Raw genomic sequence first — 18,940 nt, 5'->3', positions numbered from 1 at the left:
TCCCAAGGCTCGCCGCTTTAAGTGTCGATATTACCGGCGGGTCATTTGCCCGCCGGTTTGCTATCGAGTGAAGCGTTGTAGTCGAGGATCGCTTTACGCCTTTCCGGCGTTCCGGGATGGGTGGAGACGATGCTGGTGCCACCCTTGTCGCCCAGTTTTTCCTCAAGCAGCGCGAAGAAGCGTTCGATGGCGGTGGGGTCGAGCCCTGCCTCGCGCATCAGTTCGACAGAGCGCTGGTCCGCCTGCCGTTCGGCATCGCGCGAATGCGATAGCGCCAGAAGGCCGCCGCCCTGAGTGAGAATATCCTCCATCGCCGAACCGACGTCGCCGGCGATCAGCATGACAAGACCTGCGACACCGGCGGCACGATAAAGCTGCCGCAGGCTGTGCTCATATTCCACGTGGCCGATTTCATGTGCGAGGACACCGGTAATCATCTGTCTGTCGTCCCCCGCCAGCTCCACCAGCTCATCCGTCAAGACCAGCGTCCCGTCCGGCAGCGCGAAGGCGTTGGGGCCGATATAACCGCCCTTGCGGAAATTCAGCTTGTAGTCCTCGGGTGAACCTTCCGCATGGGCGGCGATCCGGGCAAATTCCGCACGGATGGCATCCTGCTCTTCCCGCGGCAGGCCGCTTGGAGAAAACACTGCCTGGTCCAGAGCCTGCATGGTGCTGGCCGACATGATTTGCGGAACGATCGGCGGTGTTACGGCGACGGCCAGCTCCACCAGCGCCGGAAGTGCCAGCTTGTAGGTGCCATAGGCCAGAAGAACGGCCGCGGCGGTGATACCGACCAGCCGCAGGCGGAACTGTTCCAGCCAGTTTACGAAACCGGCGCGTTTGGCAATGTGCTGGCCGAGCAGACGATCCACGCCGTCATTGTCGCGTGTTTCAAACAGCGACCCATCGGGAAAATGCAACTCCCGGGGGATGGTGCCAACCCGGTGGCTGATCTCGACCGCTTTTATCTCGGCCTGGGTTCTGACGTGGTTGTCCTTCGTGTCGAGCACGAGAAGAACCGTGCCGCCAAGCTTCAGCCTGGCGGCGCTGGAAAGGCTGGAGCGAGCGGCATGCCACTCGCCCGAAACGGTTTCTCCGGTATCAGAAACCAAATTCGAAACCTTCCATATCCATATATTCGGCGCTGACGGCGGCACCGGTAGCTTCCATCGATGAGAGGACTTCGCCCACGTCACCGTTGAAGCGGATTGCCGTGCGTTCCACGGTGTAACGCGCCTCGCGCACCGCCGTCCATGGCCGCATCAGGCCAAGTGTGAAGACTGTGACGATGAGGTTGGAGATGATGATCCACAGGTAGCGGCCGCGATGAAGGTCGCTGTGCAGGTCGTGCTTGCCGTCCAGCAGCATGGAGGAAATGACGACGTTGCGAACGCCGGTGCGATAGACGACACCCGCAAGACCATAGACCAGAAATGCGCCGAAAACTCCGACATAGAGCGAAGCCAGCGCGGTGGCCATGGCTGTCGTCTCGTCTTCGAGCATAGCGCTGTTGGCCGCAAAGGCGGCAAGGCCGAAGAAGCCAACCACGATGCCACCGATCACCACCATGATCGCGGGAATGATCCAGACCCGGTAGAGCTTGCCGATCCTGGGGTCGGCGCTGAAGGGCCGGTCACCATAACGCAGGTTGCCGAAAATATAGCGGTTCGCCCAACGGCTGGACAGCGGCGCCAGAATGCCGAAGGAGAAGAACGCAACGAGGCTGCCGAGCAGGATGGAGACAAAAGCGCCCCCTGCAGTGCCGACGAAATCAAAACGCACATTGCGATAGCTTGTCACCCGCGCATTAAAACGAATGCTGCGCGTAATCAGCCATGGAAAGAAGATCATCAGCAGGATTGCCGGCACGAAGACCAGGTACGGATGGATGAGACCGACAAGCTGCGAGACGACGATGAAGGCAAAGGCAATGAGCCGTCCCTTGAAGATTTGTCCGCCCGTGGCGTGGTAACCGAAGGCGCGGCCCGCCAGCACGGTGTTGCCATTGAAATAACGCTTGCGGCGCACCTTCGCCCAGGCGGAATAGATGCCGATCGTGATGATCGTCAGCAGAATATTGACGATCCAGATTCCGAAATATTCCTTGGCATTTCCACTGAATGAGCCGCGTTCGAGTGCGCGCTGATCCGCGCTGACAGAGATATCACTCATAATAGTCCCTCATGACATGCCCCTCTCCGGGCAGATTGAGTTTGCAAGCTTCCCCGTTATCGTCGGTTTGGCAGCGTCCCCACGCCGCAACGGCTCTTTTACGCCATAACAGCTTTAAGTGGAATTATCTTGATGAAAGAAACTTGATTTTTTAAGTCGTCTTTTTAATCAAAAAAAGCCCCACTGTTTTGCAGCGGGGCTTTTGTCTTGTTTACGGGCTTTCCCGATTATTTCATCGTCGGCATGACGAATTCGGCACCGGACTTGATGCCGGACGGCCAGCGCGAGGTGATCGTCTTGGTCTTCGTCCAGAACTTGATCGAATCCGTGCCGTGCTGGTTGAGGTCACCGAAGCTGGAAGCCTTCCAGCCGCCGAAGGAGTGGTAGGCAAGCGGAACCGGGATCGGAACATTGACGCCGATCATGCCGATATTGACGCGGCTGGCGAAATCGCGGGCCGCATCGCCGTCACGGGTATAGATCGCGACGCCGTTGCCGTATTCGTGCTTCATCGGCAGTTCGAGCGCGTCCTCGTAGTTCTTGGCGCGAACGACCGACAGAACCGGTCCGAAGATTTCCGTCTTGTAGATGTCCATATCGGGGGTGACGTGGTCGAACAGGCAACCGCCGACGAAATAGCCGTCTTCATAGCCCTGAAGCTTGAAGTCGCGGCCATCAACCAGAAGCTTCGCACCCTGTGCGACACCGCTGTCGATCAGGCCCTTGACGCGCGTCTGCGCTTCCTTGGTGACGAGCGGGCCCATATCGGCCTTGTCGTCGGTATAGGGGCCGATCTTCAGTGCCTCGATCTGCGGGATAAGCTTTTCAACGAGACGGTTGGCCGTCTCTTCGCCAACGGGAACCGCAACCGAAATCGCCATGCAGCGCTCGCCGGCCGAGCCGTAACCCGCGCCCATCAATGCGTTCACGGCCTGGTCGAGATCGGCATCCGGCATGATGATCATGTGGTTCTTCGCGCCGCCGAAGCACTGCGCGCGCTTGCCGTTCATGGCAGCGGTGCCGTAGACATAGCGGGCGATCGGTGTCGAGCCAACGAAGGAAACCGCGCCGATATCGGGATCGGTCAGGATGGCGTCGACAGCGCCCTTGTCGCCGTTGACGACGTTGAGGATGCCCGCCGGAAGACCGGCCTCGATCATCAGTTCGGCGAGGCGGATCGGCAGCGACGGGTCGCGCTCGGAAGGCTTGAGGATGAAGGCGTTGCCGCAGGCAATTGCCGGGGCGAACATCCACATCGGGATCATGCCGGGGAAGTTGAACGGGGTGATGCCCGCGCCGATGCCAACCGGCTGGCGGATCGAATACATGTCGATGGCCGGGCCGGCGCCCTCGGTGAATTCGCCCTTCTGCAGATGCGGAATGCCGCAGACGAACTCGCAGACCTCAAGGCCGCGAACGATATCGCCCTTGGAATCCTCGACGGTCTTGCCGTGCTCGCTGGACAGCAGCACCGCCAGCTCGTTGATATCGCGGTTCAGAAGTTCGACGAACTTGAAGAAGACGCGGGCGCGGCGCTGCGGGTTGGTGGCGGCCCATTTCGGCTGCGCAGCCTTGGCGCTTTCAACGGCGGCGCGCAGTTCGGCGTCGCTCGCAAGCGCAACGGTTGCCTGAACTTCGCCCGTGGCGGGATTGTAGACATTCGATGTGCGGCCGCTGGTGCCAGGCACATGCTTGCCGTTAATGAAATGACCGATTTCCTTCATGGGTTTTCCTCCAGATTATGATGGCGCAGCATTACCTTTCGATTTGCACAAATCAATCGCCTGAAATAAGCATCCATTGTGCAAAAATAGACACAAGGAGGGGCCAATGAACTGGGATGATGTGCGTTTGTTCCTAAGCGTCGCGCGAAGCGGCCAGTTTCTGTCGGCGGCCAGGAAGCTTGGTGTCAACCATGCTACCCTCAGCCGGCGGATTTCCGCGCTGGAAGCGGCGATCGGCACGCAGCTTTTCCTGCGAAGCACCAATGGCTGCGAGCTGACGGAGGAGGGCCAGCGCCTTCTTGCCGGGGCCGAACGCATGGAAACCGAAATGCTGAATGCCCAGGCAAATCTTGGCCGAGTCGATACGGTGGTGGCGGGAACGGTGCGCATCGGTGCGCCGGATGGTCTTGGTGTATCTTTCCTCGCGCCACGGCTCGGCCGGCTGACGGCGCGGTATCCCGACCTGAAAATCCAGCTCGTGCCGGTGCCGCGTTCTTTCTCCCTGTCGCAGCGCGAGGCCGATATCGCCATCACCATCGAAAGGCCGGAGCAGGGCCGCCTGATGTTTTCGAAACTGACCGATTATTCGCTGGGTCTATATGCCTCTGCGGATTATCTGGCCGAATATGGAACGCCGGCCGATGTCGAAGCGCTGAAGCGCCACCGCCGCATCGGTTATGTGGAAGACCTGATCTTTTCACCGTCGCTCAACTATACCGGCGAGATCATGCGCGACTGGGATGCCGCCTTCGAAATCTCCAGCGCCACGGGCCAGACAGAGGCGGTGCGCTCGGGCGCAGGCATCGGCATCCTGCATAATTACATCGCCGGGCAATATGCCGAGCTTCGGCGGATCATGCCGCATCTCAGCATAAACCGGTCCTACTGGACGGCCTATCACGAGTCCGCCCGACAACTGGTCCGCGTCCGTACCGTGGTCGATTTTCTGCAGGAACTCGTTGCCGAAGAAAGGCGAATTTTCACCTGATATCCGATGGTCCGGCTATTAGTAATATTAATTGCGCGAGACGGCTGCTTCCGGGCTTGACAAAGGGCTGCTGGCTGGACGACCAATGCAGCCATTGGGAGAAATCGGAACCTGACATGTCGACTATGATAAAAAAGCTTTCGCCGACCGGCCTCGGCGTGGCCGTCATGCTGCTTGGAATGCTGCTTTTTGCATTGAACGACGCCATGGGCAAATGGCTGGTATCGACCTATAGCCAGGGTCAGGTCATTCTCATCCGAAGTGCGGCAGCGCTTGTCATTCTCGTTCCGATCGTCTGGAGAGCCGGCCTTTCCGGCCTCGTGAATATCGAGCGGCCAGGCCTTCAGGTGGCGCGCGTGTTCTTTTCCACGGCCGAGCTCTTCTGTTTCTATTTCGCCGTGGCCGCCCTGCCGCTGGCCGATGTCATGACCTATTGGCTTGCCGCTCCGATTTACGTGGCGGCGCTCTCGCCGTTTCTGCTCGGGGAAAAGGTCGGCTGGCGCCGCTGGACGGCCATCGCCATCGGTTTTGTCGGCGTTCTCATCGCGCTCAAACCCAGTTCGGCAAGCCTCACCTCCGCGGCACTCTTTTCCATTCTCGGCAGCGCCGCCTTCGCTTTCATGATGTTGTCCGGCCGCCAGCTGCGCAATACGCCGGATACGGTGCTTGCCTTCTGGCAGATCATCGGAGCGGCGCTTGCCGGCATCGTTGCGGTGTTTCTTGCGCCATCGGGCTGGTCGCCGGTGCAGTCCGGTTTCGATCTTGCCTTCCTCGGCCTGCTCGGCGTGGTCGCCATGGCCGCGCATGTGCTGGTCAACCGGGCGCTTAAACTGGCCGATGCGGCCACCGTCGCGCCGTTGCAATATACCTTGCTGCTCTGGGCGGTGATTTTCGGCTGGCTGTTCTTCGGCGATGTGCCGCAGACGAGCATCGTCGTCGGCGCGGGTCTGATCGTTCTGTCCGGCCTCTATATTTTCTTCCGTGAAAATACGCTCAAACGCCGCCGCGAAACTGCCGAAGGACTGGCCGCGGAGCAGGTCTGATCCTGCTTTGGCCGCCGCCGACACGATCACGGGACTTGACGACGGCGTGATCTTCGGGAAGTAAGAGAGGGCCCTGCGATGATTTGTCTCGCAAGGGCAGAGGAAACAAAGGTGCCGGGCCCCTCTGGCGAGAGTTTTACGGCGCTCTCGTGATGTCGGTACCGCCTGCAAAAATTGGCCGGCGGATTAAAAACTATGAAAAACCTGAATGTGCTTCGCGCGCGTGCTTTCTGCGTGCGGCCTGACGCTCCGCGTCGGTCCGTGTATGCCCTCGTTATCGGAGGCGACCGGACATGAGCGCCGCCCAGAAAACCACGCTTTCCTACTTCAAGTGGGCTTTTATCGTCACCGTCGTCGGTCTGATCCTTGGCGGCTATCTTGGCTGGGAAATGACCGGAACGGTGGGCGGCACGGCGACGATCTTCTTTATCTGCGTCGTTCTTGCGGTGCTGGAAATCTCGCTCTCCTTCGACAACGCCATCGTCAATGCCAATAAGCTCAAGGACATGACACCGGTCTGGCAGCACCGCTTCCTGACCTGGGGTATTCTCATCGCCGTTTTCGGCATGCGTATCGTCTTCCCGCTGCTCATCGTCGTCGTGGCCGCCAATGTCGGCCCCTGGACGGCGATCGTCATGGCGGCGACGCAACCGGAACGTTATGCGGAAATCATGCGTGACGCCCATCTGCCGATCGCGGCTTTCGGCGGTACCTTCCTGATGATGGTTGGTCTCAACTTCTTCTTCGACCATGAAAAGGACGTGCACTGGGTGCGCTGGATCGAGGAAAAGGCAGCGGCCTATTCCTCCGTCAAGGGGATTGAAATCGCCTTTGTGCTTGTCGTCATGCTGATCTTTTCCCGCATCATCGGCGCGAGCGACAATCCGGAACTCGGTCCGGTCGCGGCCAACACCTTCTTCCATTCGGCGATCTGGGGTCTCTTGACCTTCCTGCTGGTGGAAGTTGTCGGCGGCATTCTCGACCGCAGCCAGGAAATGCTGGAAGGCGCGGCGAAAGGCGGCTTCGGTGCGTTTCTCTACCTCGAAGTTCTTGATGCCAGCTTCTCCTTTGACGGCGTTATCGGCGCCTTCGCGCTGACGCAGAACCTGTTCATCATCGCCATCGGCCTCGGCATCGGCGCCATGTATGTGCGCTCGATGACGATCATGTTGGTGGAGAAGGGAACGCTTGCCGAATACCGTTATCTGGAACACGGCGCTTTTTATGCGATCCTGATCCTGTCGATCATCATGTATGTGCAGACCATGTTCCATATACCGGAGGTCATCACCGGCCTTGGTGGCGCGACCCTGATCGGCATTTCGCTCTGGTCATCGATCCGGCATAACCGGCAGCAAAGTGCCGGTGCCGCTGATGCGGCGCGCGGTGCGGAAATCTGATCCACTATGATCCCCGCCTTCCGCCGTCATGGCGGAAGGCAGTTTTTAAGCATTGAATTCCCGTTTGCTTATTTTTATTGCTGTTCCTTCGTTGCGGAAAAATTGGCCATAGCGCCGCGATGGTATGGCAAGTATTTGTTTTACCTTGAATTTGTGCGCCGCAATAAAACTGGCATGCTTCCTGCTTCTCCTGTCACAAGTCCAGAGGGGACGTTGGAAGCCCGGAAAACGGGTCAAAAAAACGCCGCCGCGCCGTTCGACCTGTCGGGTCCCAACAGCGCGGCGGTTTGTTTGTGTGCATGGTTCTTGAGTTTTGCCTTCCGTTGAATGAAAACGGTAGGACAACGACTGGAGGGTTACCGGCTTGCCTGCACAATTGTCACCCTCGGAGGCTCTGGGACTCTGGCATCGTGTTTCCATGACGCAGGTCATCGCCGATGCACCGGATTTGACCTTGCGCCAGACTGCCATCCTGCTGCAGATTTATCTCGTGCCGCCGCCGCACACCGTCCGGGGGCTTGCCGCGATGCTGGGCGTAACCAAGCCGGTCATCACCCGCGCACTTGACAGTCTCGGGGCGCTTGGGCTGGTCGACAGGGTGCGCGATGAGCGGGACAGGCGCAATGTCGTGATAAAACGTACCGTCGCAGGTGCGCTCTATCTGGAAAAATTTGGCGATCTGGTTATTGATCAGGCGCGTAAGATCTAACCTCAGGACGTGAAACCTATGATGCTCGACCGCCGCCTGAATGTTTTCCGTTCCGATCTCGCCGATGAAAAACTGCAGGGCGTGGTGCAGGCCGAACGTTTTGTCGGCGGCACTCCCGCGCAGATCGTGGCACCGGTGATCGGCCTGCGCCCGACGCCCGATATTATCGCCGGCATCGACACCGAGCTGCTGTTTGGCGAAACGGTGCGCGTTTTCGATAGGGCAAACGGCTGGGCATGGGTGCAGGCGGATGCCGATGGTTACGCCGGTTACGTGCCGGAAACGGCCATCGGTGATGTCGTTGCCGCGACCCACCGCGTCATCGCGCCGCGCACCTTCCTTTATCCTTCGGCCGAGCTGCGCAAACCGCCGGTGGCGGCGCTGTCGATGGGCAGCCTTGTCCGTATCGTCGGTGAGGCGGAAACTCGCGGCACCCGTTACCTGATGACCGACAAGGGCGAAGGCATCATCGCCGGTCATTGCCAGACCGTCGATGCCGCTTGTGACGACGACTACGTCGCTGTCGCGTTACGTTTCATCGAGACGCCCTATCTGTGGGGCGGACGCTCGGGTTTCGGCATCGATTGTTCCGGCCTCGTCCAGCTTTCCATGGCGATGACGGGTCGGCGGGTTCTTCGCGATACCGACATGCAGGTGAAGTCGCTCGGTGTGGAAATACAGCGTGACGAATTGCGCCGCGGCGATCTCGTTTTCTGGAAAGGCCATGTCGGCCTCATGGAGAACGAAGAAACCCTGCTGCATGCCAATGGTCATACGATGAATGTCGCACGCGAAAATCTCGATGCGGCCATCGAGCGTATCGGCTGGCTTTATGAAAAGCCGACGGCGTTTCGCCGCCTGGAGGGCTGAGAAGGCGGCTTTCACGAAATTGTGCCCGCCCCGCCCTTTGTAGGAAGAGCGCCGACGGCCTACATCCCATGGATAAAAGCACGGGACAGGCATCGATGAAGACAAGAACAGCGACACGATTGGCTGCCATCCTCGCGGCGGTTCTGGCGAGCGGTGCGGCAGAGGCGCAGACGGTTTTCCAGAATGGTTTCGCCCCGGCGCCTGACGCCTATGCGAATCTGCCCGGCGTCAAGGATCCGCGAACGCTGCAACCCAAGGTCCGTTACACCTGCCATAGCGCGCTTGGCGTTACCGGATATTCCCGAGGTCCCTACCGGGATGTTTTCGGCAGCCGGGGCCTTCCCATGCAGGGCTACCGCTGCACGGATGAAAACGGCATTTCCAGCTTCGGCGGCAGGAATCCGGTCTCGAAGGACTGGTATCCTGGCATCAATCCCGTTGACCCGACCTTCTGAGGCGACATGGTTTAAGGCGGCGGGCCGAAAACTTCAGACGGCGTTCGGAAAATCGATGCGCAAGCAGCAACGGAAGGCATTTGCCCTTTCGTTGCTCTGGACTTGTTGTCGCTTTTTCAGATAAATCTTCGGCATGACAGGTTGGTACCTGCACGCGTGCGGAGTGACATCGGCTATTTTGACCTTTGGCCGATATTGGGGAATGCGAGTATGACGAAGACCGATATAGCCACCCGTGTCCACAATCATACCTGGAAACTCGATCCGATTGTGCGCAGCCTGATCGATACGGATTTCTACAAGCTGTTGATGTTGCAGATGATCTGGAAGCTCTATCCAGAAGTCGACGCGACATTTTCCTTGATCAATCGCACGAAGACCGTGCGGCTGGCGGAAGAGATCGACGAGATGGAATTGCGTGAGCAGCTCGATCACGCGCGCACCCTGCGTCTCTCCAAAAAGGAAAACATCTGGCTTGCGGGTAACACGTTTTACGGCCGCTCGCAGATTTTCGAGCCGGAATTCCTGTCCTGGCTTTCGAGCTATCAATTGCCGGAATACGAGCTTTTCAAGCGCGACGGGCAATATGAACTGAATTTCCATGGCCGCTGGATGGATACGACGCTCTGGGAGATTCCGGCGCTGGCGATCATCAACGAACTCCGCTCGCGCAGCGCCATGCGTTCTCTCGGTTATTTCACGCTGGATGTCCTTTATGCCCGCGCCAAGGCCAAGATGTGGGAAAAGGTCGAGCGGCTGCGGGAACTGCCGGGCTTGCGCATTTCCGATTTCGGCACCCGCCGCCGCCACAGCTTCCTGTGGCAGCGCTGGTGCGTCGAGGCACTGAAGGAAGGCATCGGCCCTGCTTTCACCGGCACGAGCAATGTCCTGCTCGCTATGGATTCCGATCTTGAAGCTGTCGGTACCAACGCGCATGAGCTGCCGATGGTGGTTGCGGCACTTGCCCAGACGAACGAGGAACTGGCGGCAGCGCCCTATCAGGTTCTGAAGGATTGGAACCGGCTTTATGGCGGCAACCTGCTGATCGTATTGCCCGATGCCTTTGGCACGGCAGCGTTTCTGCGCAACGCGCCGGAATGGGTGGCGGACTGGACGGGCTTTCGCCCCGACAGCGCGCCGCCGATCGAAGGCGGGGAAAAGATCATCGAGTGGTGGCAGAAGATGGGCCGCGATCCTCGCAAGAAGATGCTGATCTTCTCCGACGGTCTCGATGTCGACGCCATTATCGACACCTACCGGCATTTTGAAGGCCGGGTACGCATGAGCTTCGGCTGGGGCACCAATCTGACCAATGATTTTGCCGGCTGCGCGCCGAAAACCATTGCCAGCCTCAAGCCGATCTCCATCGTCTGCAAGGTCAGCGATGCCAATGGCCGGCCGGCGGTAAAGCTCTCGGACAATCCGCAGAAAGCGACGGGCGAACCGGCCGAAGTGGAACGTTACCTGAAGTTCTTCGGCGAGGAAGACCACAAGGAACAGAAGGTTCTGGTTTAATCGAGACCAGGCGCTCCGGTTAACGAAGCGCCCGTGGAAGTGATTATTTCGCGAATTGATGCGAGATGTAGTGGAAGAGCGCCCGGATACCCTGCGCCTCGCCGCCGATCGATGAGTGATGTCTCTCGCTCAGCGACCAGCCGTAAATATCGAAATGCGCCCAGCGCTTGGTATTGGTGACGAAACGCTTGAGAAACAGCGCGGCTGTGATCGAACCGGCCATGCCGCCTGACGGCGCGTTGGTGATGTCGGCCGCGCGTGAGCGGATGTCCTTGTCATATCCCATATAAAGGGGCATCCGCCACAACGGGTCATCGATATCGATGCTCGCTTCCGCGATATCATGGGCCAGATCCTCGTCATCGGTATAGAACGGCGGCAGATCCGGGCCGAGAGCGACACGGGCGGCACCCGTCAGCGTTGCCATGTCGATCATCAGGTCCGGCGCGTCCTCATCGGCATAGGCCAGCGCATCCGCCAGAACAAGACGGCCCTCCGCATCGGTATTGTCGATCTGTACCGTCAGTCCCTTACGGCTCTTGTAGATGTCGCCGGGACGGAAGGCATTGGAAGAGATGGAGTTTTCGACGGCTGGTATAAGCACGCGAAGGTCGACCGGCAGCTTCGCATCCATGATCATCAGGGCGAGACCGAGGACATTGGCCGCACCGCCCATGTCTTTCTTCATCAAAGCCATGGAGGCGGCGGGTTTGATATCGAGACCGCCGGTATCGAAGCAGACGCCTTTGCCGACGAGGGTAAGGCGCGGATTGCCCTTCTTGCCCCAGTTCATTTCGAGAAGACGTGGCGCGCTTTCGCTGGCGCGGCCGACGGCGTGGATGAGCGGGAAGTTTTCTTTCAGCAGGTCGTCGCCGGTGGTGACGCTGACCTTTGCCTTGTAGTGGGCGGCAAGGGCGCGGAAGGCGATTTCAAGCTCGTCCGGTCCCATGTCATTGGCCGGAACATTGATGAGGTCGCGGGCAAGGAAAACGCCCGCCAGAATGCGCTTGATTTCGCCGTCTTCGGCATCCTGCGGAATGAGAAGCCTTGCCCCGTTGGTCTTGGTGGTCCTGTATTTGTCAAAACGATAGCTGCCAAGACCAAAGCCGAGTGCCAGGCGGTTGGCCGTCAACGGTGCGGTCTCGATGTGCCATTCGCCTTCCGGCAGCTCGCGGGCCAGTTTCCCGGTTATGAAGGGAATTTCGGACGGATTGCCGCCAAGGCCGAGAAGCACGCCGCCGAGCGAACCATCGGCGGAAGGGACAAGCAGGATGGCGCCAGCTTCCGCCTTGAACCCCGCCTTTTTCGCCCAGTCCAGAGCGACAGGATCGATGGCACCCTGTTCAATATGGGCTGGTGTGACGGCGAAAACCGGCAAGGTGCTGCCGGCCTTCGAGCTGAAAGGGGTGGGGCGTTCGATGAACTGATAGGGCGCCATTGTATGCTTCCGTAAATCTCGTGAATCGGTGCGATTAACGCTCTGTTAGGGTTAACAGATTATTGCTTAAGCGAAAGTTGCGTCATGTGAGTCTGTCGTATGTCGGGCGCAAGATCGATCATTCTTGGGCGGGGGCGCTGCCATGACTGCTTTTTCTTTGGGCGAGACAGGCCGGACCGGATTGCTGCGCGGCGTGTGCCTGGCGGCGCTGGTTCTGGCCGTTTCCGGATGCGCGGGCACCAATAAGCCGGATCGCATGTCCACCGGCTCCATTCCCGCAGCCACGCGTTCCTATGACACCATGAACATGGACCAGTTGCGACAGGCGGAGGAGACTGCCGGTAAAGCCTATGAGCGCAGCCCCAAGGACAAGTCGGTCGGCATGAGTTATGCCAGCGTGCTGATGATGACGGGCAAGAATACGCAGGCGCTTGCCGTGATGCAGCAGATTGCCATCGCCAATCCGGCGGATCGCGACGTGCTTGCCGCCTATGGCAAGGCGCAGGCGGCGGCCGGTCAGCTGGAACAGGCGCTTTCGACCATACAGCGGGCACAGACGCCTGACCGCCCCGATTGGCGGCTTTATTCCGCCGAAGGCGCCGTGCTCGATCAGCTCGGGCGCTCGAACGATGCGCGCTCCCGATATCGGCAGGCGCTGGACCTCAAGCCGAATGATCCAAGCGTGCTTTCGAACCTCGGCATGTCCTATGTCCTGTCGAGCGATCCCCGCACTGCCGAGACATATCTGCAGTCGGCCATCGCCCAGCCCGGCGCCGATAGCCGCGTCCGTCAGAATCTGGCGCTTGTGGTCGGTCTTCAGGGGCGTTTCGCCGAAGCCGAGCGTATCGCGGCCCAGGAATTGTCGCCGCAGCAGGCGCAGGCAAATCTCGGCTATCTGCGTGCCATGCTCTCGCAGCAGAATTCCTGGCAGCAACTGGCGAAAAAAGACGCAAAGCCGGCGGGCTGATACGCTTTGGATGTGGCCGCCCGGTATAGGCAGGCTAAAAATCTTGCCATATGAATTACGCTGTACCGCCGGGTGAAATACCGGCGGTATTTTTCTTTGTCAAAACGTATCCAGAACCCGGATGATGGCCGGGCCGAGAATGACGGCAATGAGCACCGGCAGGAAAAAGACGATCATCGGCACGGTCAGTTTCGGCGGCAGCGCGGCGGCTTTCTTTTCGGCCTCGTTCATGCGCTCGTCACGACCTTCCTGCGCCAGAACACGCAGCGCCTGAGCCAGCGGTGTGCCGTATCGTTCCGCCTGGATGAGGGCCTGCACCACGCTTTTGACGCCTTCCAGCTGTGTGCGCATGCCAAAATTCTCAAGCGCGATGCGCCTGTCCTGAAGGAAGGAGAGCTCCGCCGTCGTCAGTATCATCTCCTCAGCCAGTTCAGGGGACTGTTCGCCCACTTCTTCCGCAACACGGCGCATCGCGGCTTCCATCGAAACACCGGATTCAATGCAGATCAGCATCAGATCCAGAGCGTCGGGCCATGCGCGCTTGATCGAACTCTGCCGCTTCGTCATGGCGTTCGAGACATAGATATTGGGCGCGTAAAACCCGACATAACCGAAAAGCAGCACAGCCATCAGCCTGACGATGAAAGCCTTGTCGGCAAGGTTTCCCAGAAGGAAGACCCAGGTAAACGCGATGGCAAGAAAGGCGAATGGCAGCAGGAAGCGTGCGGCAAGAAATGTGTTGAGCGCGTTCTGCGAACGAAAACCCGCTGCACGCAGCTTGTTCATCGTATTGGCGTCAGCCAGCGCTTCCTGAAGGTTGAATTTTTCGACGATACGCCGGGCCGATTTGTTGTTGCTGCCGCGCAACGAGGCTTTTCCATCTCTGGAGGCCGCTGCAATGCGCTCACGCTCCCGGCTGCGGATAAAGTCGCGCTCCGACGATACGGCCTTCATGCGCTTGGCGAAGTCCTTGCGCTCGAAGAACGGCATGATGAGGGTGTAGAGGGTGGCGAAAACCGCAAGAGTGACCAGAATGGCGATGATCGTTTGCGGATCCGTCAGGCTGGAGATGAGATTCCCTGTCATGGCCCACCCTCAGATATCGAAATTGATCATTTGGCGCATGATGAAAATGCCGATCAACATCCAGATGCCCGATGCTCCGAGAATGAGGTGCCCGCGCAGGTCGGTGAAGAGCACGGACAGGTAATCTGGCGACGTGAAGTGCACCAGCATCATGACGATGAAGGGCAGCGCGCCGATGATGACCGCCGACGCTTTCGCCTCCATCGAAAGGGCACTGACCTTGGCGCGCATCTTCTTGCGGTCACGCAGGACTTTTGAAAGGTTGGACAGCGCTTCCGAAAGATTGCCGCCCGCCTGCGCCTGAATATTGATGACGGTGCCGAAGAAACTGACCTCGAAGAGTGGCATCGTAAGCATCATGCGTTCGATTGCCTGGGGAATGCTGATACCGACCTGTTGCGCATCGACAATCCGCTGGAATTCGGTTTTTACCGGCTCCTGGCCATCCGATGCGATCAACCTTACGGCGTCGTTCAATGGCAATCCGGACTTGATCGACCGGCACATGACGTCGAGTGCATTGGGAAATTCTTCAAGGAATTTTTTCTGCCGGCGCTTGAGAAGAAAAGCCAGAATCCACCGCGGTAATCCCAATGCCACGACAACCCCGATGAGCAGCGCGAGCACCAACGACAGGCCGTAGAGAATAGCGATAAGGGCGCAGAATACGGCGGCGCCAGCGCTTATCAGGTGGAATTGCCGAACCGAAAGCTGCAGGCCTGCCTGAACCAGCTTGTCACGCAAACTGACATTCTTGGCTTTCTTTGCCTTTTCACTCTGCTTTTTTTCCATTTCCCGCAGGTTGTCCTGCATGGATTTACGGCGCTTGCTGAGTTCCTGCACGCGGTCGCGCGCCGCTTTGATGTTGGCGTGATCCGTCTCGGCGGCCTGAACCCGCTTGAAGCGGCTGGTGGTCTTTTTTTCGACCTCTATCTGCTGAAAAAGGAAGGCGTAAGCCAGCGCTCCTGCCGAAATGGCGACAAGTACGGCCAGTAACAGGATTGTGGGGTCCATGACGGTCGCCTTCCCTTAGGATGTCTTTTCCATTTCATCGAGCGCAGCCGCCAGACGTTTTTCTTCGCCGTAATAACGTGCGCGATCCCAGAAATGGGGTTTGCTGATGCCTGCCGAGACATGTCTGCCGATCAGCTTGCCATGCGCATCTTCGCCTTCGATTTCGTATCGCATCAGATCCTGGGTGACGATGACATCGCCTTCCATGCCGATCACTTCGGTGATCTGCGTTATCCGGCGGGAACCGTCACGCAGGCGCGCAGCCTGGATAACGATATCGATCGATCCGGAGATGATTTCGCGCACGGTCTTCGCCGGCAGCGTGAAACCGCCCATGGCGATCATCGATTCGATACGGCTGAGGCATTCCCGCGGCGTATTGGCGTGCAGCGTTCCCATCGAGCCGTCGTGGCCGGTGTTCATGGCCTGAAGCAGGTCAAAAACCTCCGGTCCGCGCACTTCACCGACGATGATGCGTTCGGGCCGCATGCGAAGGCAGTTCTTCACGAGATCGCGCATGGTGATCTCGCCTTCCCCTTCGATATTGGGTGGACGTGTTTCCAGTCTCACCACATGCGGCTGCTGCAGCTGGAGTTCGGCGGTGTCCTCGCAGGTGATGACGCGTTCATCCCTGTCGATAAAGCTCGTGAGGCAATTAAGAAGCGTTGTCTTACCGGAGCCGGTGCCGCCGGAGATGACGACATTGCAGCGGACGCGGCCGATGATCTTGAGCAATGTCGCACCTTCGGGCGTGATCGCCCCGAAACGCACCAACTGGTCAAGTGTGAGCTTGTCCTTCTTGAATTTTCGGATCGTCAGCGCCGGGCCGTCAATGGCCAGCGGCGGCGCGATGACGTTGACGCGCGACCCATCCGGCAGGCGGGCGTCGCATATGGGGCTTGATTCATCCACGCGCCGGCCGACCTGGCTGACGATCCGCTGGCAGATGGACAGCAGCTGGCCATTGTCGCGAAAGCGGATGTCGGATTCGATGGTCTTGCCGCCGACTTCGATGAAGGTCTGGCCGGATCCGTTGACCATGATATCGGCAATATCGTCGCGTGCGAGAAGCGGTTCCAGTGGTCCGTAACCCAGAACGTCGTTGCAGATGTCTTCGAGCAGCTCTTCCTGCTCGGCAATCGACATGGCAAAATTCTTGATGGTGATGATATCGTTGACGATATCGCGAATTTCCTCGCGCGCGCTCTCCGCATCGAGCTTGGCGAGCTGCGAAAGGTCGATCGTATCGATGAGCGCGGAAAAAACCTGGCTCTTGGTATTGTAATAGTCTTCCGTGCGGGCGCGCTTTTTCTGCGGTGACTGCGATGTTGCCTGCGCTTGCCGCGTCGCGGGTGACTGGCCGGGTTCCAAGGTGTCGATCGCAAGAGGACGCGGCTCGGGTGGCATCGCCACCTGAACGGAAACAGGTGCGGCCAGATCCGGCTTCGTGCTTCTGGTTGGGCCGTCAGACCCGCGTTTTCCGAACATCGGCGTTTCCGTCTAAGGGCGCAGAGGCAAGACCTATTTGCGCTTGAGAATATTCTTGAGTTTATCCAGGCCACCGCGTCTGCTCTTGCGCAGTATGGTGCGGCCGGTAATCGTATGGGCGATCTGCGAGAAAGTTTCCGCGATCTGGGATTTTTCATCCATCTCGCTGATCATGCGTCCGCTGTTGGCGGCGCTGCCGAACAGCTGGGTATCGAACGGGATGATCGCGATCGGTTCGATTTCCAGGGGCTCAAGGAAATCCGCCGGGGCGATTTCCGGCCGCCTCGGCATGCCCACCTGGTTGAGAATGAGGTGAGGCAACTTGTCGTTGGGCCGCAATTTTATCAGCGCATCGAACAGGTTTTTCGTATTGCGCAGATTTGCGAGATCGGGAACCGCCGTGATGACCACTTCGTCGGCTTCGGCAAGGACCGCCCGCGTCCAGTCGCACCACTGGTGTGGAAGATCGAGAACGGCAACGGGCGCGCTGCGCTGCAGGACCTCCAGTATCGGCAGGAAAGCCTGACGATCGAGATCATAGGTCCGGTCGAGAAGCGAGGGCGCCGCCAGGAGCGACAGGTGGTCGGAACATTTCGTCAGAAGGCGGTCTAGAAACACCTCGTCCAGCCGTTCCGGCGAAAACACGGCTTCCGCCATGCCTTGCGCGGGGTCCTGATCGAAATCGATGTTGGCCGTGCCATAGGCAAGGTCCATGTCCGCCAGAATGGTTTCGGTGGAAAAGAGCGTGGATATGCCAAAGGCGCAATTATGTGCGATCGTCGAGGAGCCAACGCCGCCTTTGGCACCGATGAAAGCAATGTTGCGGCCGAGTGGCTCCGCTTCCGGATCAACGAAGATCGTCGCGATCGAGCCCAGCAGATCGGCCATGCTGACCGGGGCGACCAGATATTCGGAAATGCCGTTGCGGATGAGATCGCGATAAAGCGTTATGTCATTGTGCCGGCCGACGATGATGACGCGGGTCGAGGGATCGCAAACCTCTGCCAGCGGAGCCAGATCATCCAGCAGCGAGCCGGGTGCGCTGGCCGTCTCCAGAATAATGAGATTGGGCGTCGGCGAGGCGGAAAACATCGTGGCGGCCGCGTTGATGTCTCCCTTGGTCACCCTGAGGGTTACCTTGCTCATGCGCCGGTCGCCGGACAATGCGTCCATGACACCCTGCATATTGTCGCTGACACAGAAGGCATGGACGGAAATGCGGGGCAGGGGCCGCAGGCGATCCATGTCCCCGGCACGAACGGGCGCCTCGGCGTCTGCACTGCCGCTTGCCTTGATATCGTATTCTACAGCGCTCATCGTCTATCCTGCCGTAACAAATGTTGGAGCCGCATCAATTCGGCGTCGCCGTGGTCTTGCCCTGACGATAATTGTCGATGACGACCGCGCGGCGCTCCGCATCGATCGGGCTCATGCCACGCGGGCCGACCAGATCCATGGGGTTGGCGACCTGTGCGGCGAGATTGCTCTGGGATGCGCACCCGAAATTGTACCAGTTCTTGTTGGCAAAGGTGTTGTCCGAAAGGTCCTCTGGCCATTGACCGCATTGCCCGGTCATGGCGGTGACGGCCACATAGCTCAAACGAATGGGAGCAGCATCGCCATTCGGGGATGCGGCGTAGCGGGTTTCCATGATCTTGCCCGAAGAAACTCCGGCGCCGGAAAGCGTCGAGCGGATCTGTTTCGCCATTTTTGATGCGGCCGCCGAATTGGCGGACCCCGACGGCACCTGGATATTGACGATGCCGGTCGACATGGACGCGTAATTCTGGGCAAACCCGCGGACATTATCCGCCATTGCCGTGGTCAGCCGGCTGTCGCCTGCCGAAACCGGAATGTCCAGCGAATGTTCCGCTTCCGAGAGCGTGATGGGATGGCGGGTGCGATAGTCGTCAGGAATGGCATTGGTCGTCAAAGGGTCACGCGCGCAGCCCTGCAGAAGGCCGGCGGTGAGCGCAACCATGGCGACGAGACCGGCGCGTCTGATGGACAAAAAGGAAGAGGTTTCCTGCATGATGTTTCCTGCCCCCGCCGGGCTTGCTCTGAAGAGGGG

General features: G+C 59.1%; 18 protein-coding genes. 9 read left to right on the top strand and 9 right to left on the bottom strand.

The genetic code is table 11. The features are described 5' to 3' along the window. Nucleotides 1-41 precede the first annotated feature (41 nt). From N434_RS02245 to N434_RS02235, 3 genes are all read right to left on the bottom strand, one after another. Complete coding sequence (locus N434_RS02245) at nt 42-1,112, bottom strand: M48 family metallopeptidase (protein WP_110755770.1); 1,071 nt, start codon at nt 1,110-1,112, stop codon at nt 42-44. Next, the gene (locus tag N434_RS02240; protein WP_110755768.1) at nt 1,102-2,172 is read right to left on the bottom strand and encodes a YjgN family protein; all 1,071 of its coding nucleotides are present in this window, start codon (nt 2,170-2,172) and stop codon (nt 1,102-1,104) included. The genes N434_RS02245 and N434_RS02240 overlap by 11 nt, the downstream gene beginning before the upstream one ends. 227 nt (nt 2,173-2,399) lie before the next feature. After that, on the bottom strand, nt 2,400-3,896 hold the full coding sequence (locus N434_RS02235) for a CoA-acylating methylmalonate-semialdehyde dehydrogenase (RefSeq protein WP_110755766.1): 1,497 nt from the start codon (nt 3,894-3,896) through the stop codon (nt 2,400-2,402). Between the two features lie 106 nt (nt 3,897-4,002). Here N434_RS02235 and N434_RS02230 point away from each other — a divergent pair, with 106 nt between their 5' ends. The 8 genes from N434_RS02230 (at nt 4,003) to pncB (ending at nt 10,876) form a co-directional block, all read left to right on the top strand. After that, the gene (locus N434_RS02230) at nt 4,003-4,884 is read left to right on the top strand and encodes a LysR family transcriptional regulator (RefSeq protein WP_065114593.1); all 882 of its coding nucleotides are present in this window, start codon (nt 4,003-4,005) and stop codon (nt 4,882-4,884) included. A gap of 125 nt (nt 4,885-5,009) precedes the next feature. Further along, nucleotides 5,010-5,927 (top strand): DMT family transporter, encoded by a 918-nt coding sequence (locus N434_RS02225; RefSeq protein WP_110755764.1) that lies wholly within the window; start codon nt 5,010-5,012, stop codon nt 5,925-5,927. Between the two features lie 293 nt (nt 5,928-6,220). Continuing rightward, nucleotides 6,221-7,327, top strand: a complete 1,107-nt coding sequence (locus N434_RS02220; RefSeq protein WP_065114595.1) for a DUF475 domain-containing protein — start codon at nt 6,221-6,223, stop codon at nt 7,325-7,327. A 6-nt stretch (nt 7,328-7,333) separates the two neighbouring features. Next, nucleotides 7,334-7,654: a hypothetical protein gene (locus N434_RS25470; RefSeq protein ID WP_146227635.1), complete on the top strand. Its 321-nt coding sequence runs from the start codon at nt 7,334-7,336 to the stop codon at nt 7,652-7,654. Nucleotides 7,655-7,691: 37 nt separating this feature from the next. After that, nucleotides 7,692-8,036 (top strand): MarR family transcriptional regulator, encoded by a 345-nt coding sequence (locus N434_RS02215; protein WP_065114596.1) that lies wholly within the window; start codon nt 7,692-7,694, stop codon nt 8,034-8,036. An 18-nt stretch (nt 8,037-8,054) separates the two neighbouring features. Beyond that, the gene (locus N434_RS02210) at nt 8,055-8,906 is read left to right on the top strand and encodes a C40 family peptidase (protein ID WP_110755762.1); all 852 of its coding nucleotides are present in this window, start codon (nt 8,055-8,057) and stop codon (nt 8,904-8,906) included. Between the two features lie 95 nt (nt 8,907-9,001). Next, nucleotides 9,002-9,361 (top strand): hypothetical protein, encoded by a 360-nt coding sequence (locus tag N434_RS02205; RefSeq protein WP_110755976.1) that lies wholly within the window; start codon nt 9,002-9,004, stop codon nt 9,359-9,361. 210 nt (nt 9,362-9,571) lie between these two features. Then, the gene (gene pncB, locus N434_RS02200) at nt 9,572-10,876 is read left to right on the top strand and encodes a nicotinate phosphoribosyltransferase (RefSeq protein ID WP_065114598.1); all 1,305 of its coding nucleotides are present in this window, start codon (nt 9,572-9,574) and stop codon (nt 10,874-10,876) included. Nucleotides 10,877-10,919: 43 nt separating this feature from the next. On the opposite strand, the gene N434_RS02195 is transcribed toward pncB, so the two are convergent. Then, on the bottom strand, nt 10,920-12,314 hold the full coding sequence (locus N434_RS02195) for a leucyl aminopeptidase family protein (protein WP_065114599.1): 1,395 nt from the start codon (nt 12,312-12,314) through the stop codon (nt 10,920-10,922). A gap of 256 nt (nt 12,315-12,570) precedes the next feature. Here N434_RS02195 and N434_RS02190 point away from each other — a divergent pair, with 256 nt between their 5' ends. Then, nucleotides 12,571-13,281, top strand: coding sequence for a tetratricopeptide repeat protein (locus N434_RS02190; RefSeq protein WP_161991636.1), 711 nt, complete (start codon nt 12,571-12,573; stop codon nt 13,279-13,281). Between the two features lie 99 nt (nt 13,282-13,380). On the opposite strand, the gene N434_RS02185 is transcribed toward N434_RS02190, so the two are convergent. The 5 genes from N434_RS02185 to N434_RS02165 are packed head-to-tail and all read right to left on the bottom strand — an operon-like array spanning nt 13,381 to nt 18,901. Beyond that, entirely contained in the window at nt 13,381-14,367 is a 987-nt protein-coding gene (locus N434_RS02185; RefSeq protein ID WP_065114601.1) for a type II secretion system F family protein, read from the bottom strand. 9 nt (nt 14,368-14,376) lie between these two features. After that, a complete protein-coding gene (locus N434_RS02180) occupies nt 14,377-15,381 on the bottom strand; it encodes a type II secretion system F family protein (RefSeq protein ID WP_065114602.1) in 1,005 nt (334 codons plus the stop codon). Nucleotides 15,382-15,396: 15 nt separating this feature from the next. Then, entirely contained in the window at nt 15,397-16,869 is a 1,473-nt protein-coding gene (locus N434_RS02175; protein ID WP_065114603.1) for a TadA family conjugal transfer-associated ATPase, read from the bottom strand. Nucleotides 16,870-16,902: 33 nt separating this feature from the next. Further along, a complete protein-coding gene (locus tag N434_RS02170) occupies nt 16,903-18,186 on the bottom strand; it encodes a CpaE/TadZ family protein (protein WP_110755760.1) in 1,284 nt (427 codons plus the stop codon). Nucleotides 18,187-18,220: 34 nt separating this feature from the next. Then, nucleotides 18,221-18,901 (bottom strand): CpaD family pilus assembly protein, encoded by a 681-nt coding sequence (locus N434_RS02165; RefSeq protein ID WP_110755759.1) that lies wholly within the window; start codon nt 18,899-18,901, stop codon nt 18,221-18,223. Nucleotides 18,902-18,940 lie beyond the last annotated feature (39 nt).

The sequence above is a fragment of the Rhizobium sp. UGM030330-04 genome (genome assembly GCF_003208455.1).
Classification (GTDB): domain Bacteria; phylum Pseudomonadota; class Alphaproteobacteria; order Rhizobiales; family Rhizobiaceae; genus Agrobacterium; species Agrobacterium rhizogenes_A.
Note: the sequence above shows the minus strand (reverse complement) of the source record. Positions and strands in the feature narration are given on the sequence as shown.

Excerpts from the sequence above, each read along its gene's own strand:
- N434_RS02240 (WP_110755768.1), bottom strand. The coding sequence starts at position 2,172 with ATGAGTGATATCTCTGTCAGCGCGGATCAGCGCGCACTCGAACGCGGC.
- N434_RS02235 (WP_110755766.1), bottom strand. The coding sequence starts at position 3,896 with ATGAAGGAAATCGGTCATTTCATTAACGGCAAGCATGTGCCTGGCACC.
- N434_RS02230 (WP_065114593.1), top strand. The coding sequence starts at position 4,003 with ATGAACTGGGATGATGTGCGTTTGTTCCTAAGCGTCGCGCGAAGCGGC.
- N434_RS02225 (WP_110755764.1), top strand. The coding sequence starts at position 5,010 with ATGATAAAAAAGCTTTCGCCGACCGGCCTCGGCGTGGCCGTCATGCTG.
- N434_RS02220 (WP_065114595.1), top strand. The coding sequence starts at position 6,221 with ATGAGCGCCGCCCAGAAAACCACGCTTTCCTACTTCAAGTGGGCTTTT.
- N434_RS25470 (WP_146227635.1), top strand. The coding sequence starts at position 7,334 with ATGATCCCCGCCTTCCGCCGTCATGGCGGAAGGCAGTTTTTAAGCATT.
- N434_RS02210 (WP_110755762.1), top strand. The coding sequence starts at position 8,055 with ATGATGCTCGACCGCCGCCTGAATGTTTTCCGTTCCGATCTCGCCGAT.
- N434_RS02205 (WP_110755976.1), top strand. The coding sequence starts at position 9,002 with ATGAAGACAAGAACAGCGACACGATTGGCTGCCATCCTCGCGGCGGTT.
- pncB (WP_065114598.1), top strand. The coding sequence starts at position 9,572 with ATGACGAAGACCGATATAGCCACCCGTGTCCACAATCATACCTGGAAA.
- N434_RS02195 (WP_065114599.1), bottom strand. The coding sequence starts at position 12,314 with ATGGCGCCCTATCAGTTCATCGAACGCCCCACCCCTTTCAGCTCGAAG.
- N434_RS02190 (WP_161991636.1), top strand. The coding sequence starts at position 12,571 with ATGTCCACCGGCTCCATTCCCGCAGCCACGCGTTCCTATGACACCATG.
- N434_RS02185 (WP_065114601.1), bottom strand. The coding sequence starts at position 14,367 with ATGACAGGGAATCTCATCTCCAGCCTGACGGATCCGCAAACGATCATC.
- N434_RS02180 (WP_065114602.1), bottom strand. The coding sequence starts at position 15,381 with ATGGACCCCACAATCCTGTTACTGGCCGTACTTGTCGCCATTTCGGCA.
- N434_RS02175 (WP_065114603.1), bottom strand. The coding sequence starts at position 16,869 with ATGTTCGGAAAACGCGGGTCTGACGGCCCAACCAGAAGCACGAAGCCG.
- N434_RS02170 (WP_110755760.1), bottom strand. The coding sequence starts at position 18,186 with ATGAGCGCTGTAGAATACGATATCAAGGCAAGCGGCAGTGCAGACGCC.
- N434_RS02165 (WP_110755759.1), bottom strand. The coding sequence starts at position 18,901 with ATGCAGGAAACCTCTTCCTTTTTGTCCATCAGACGCGCCGGTCTCGTC.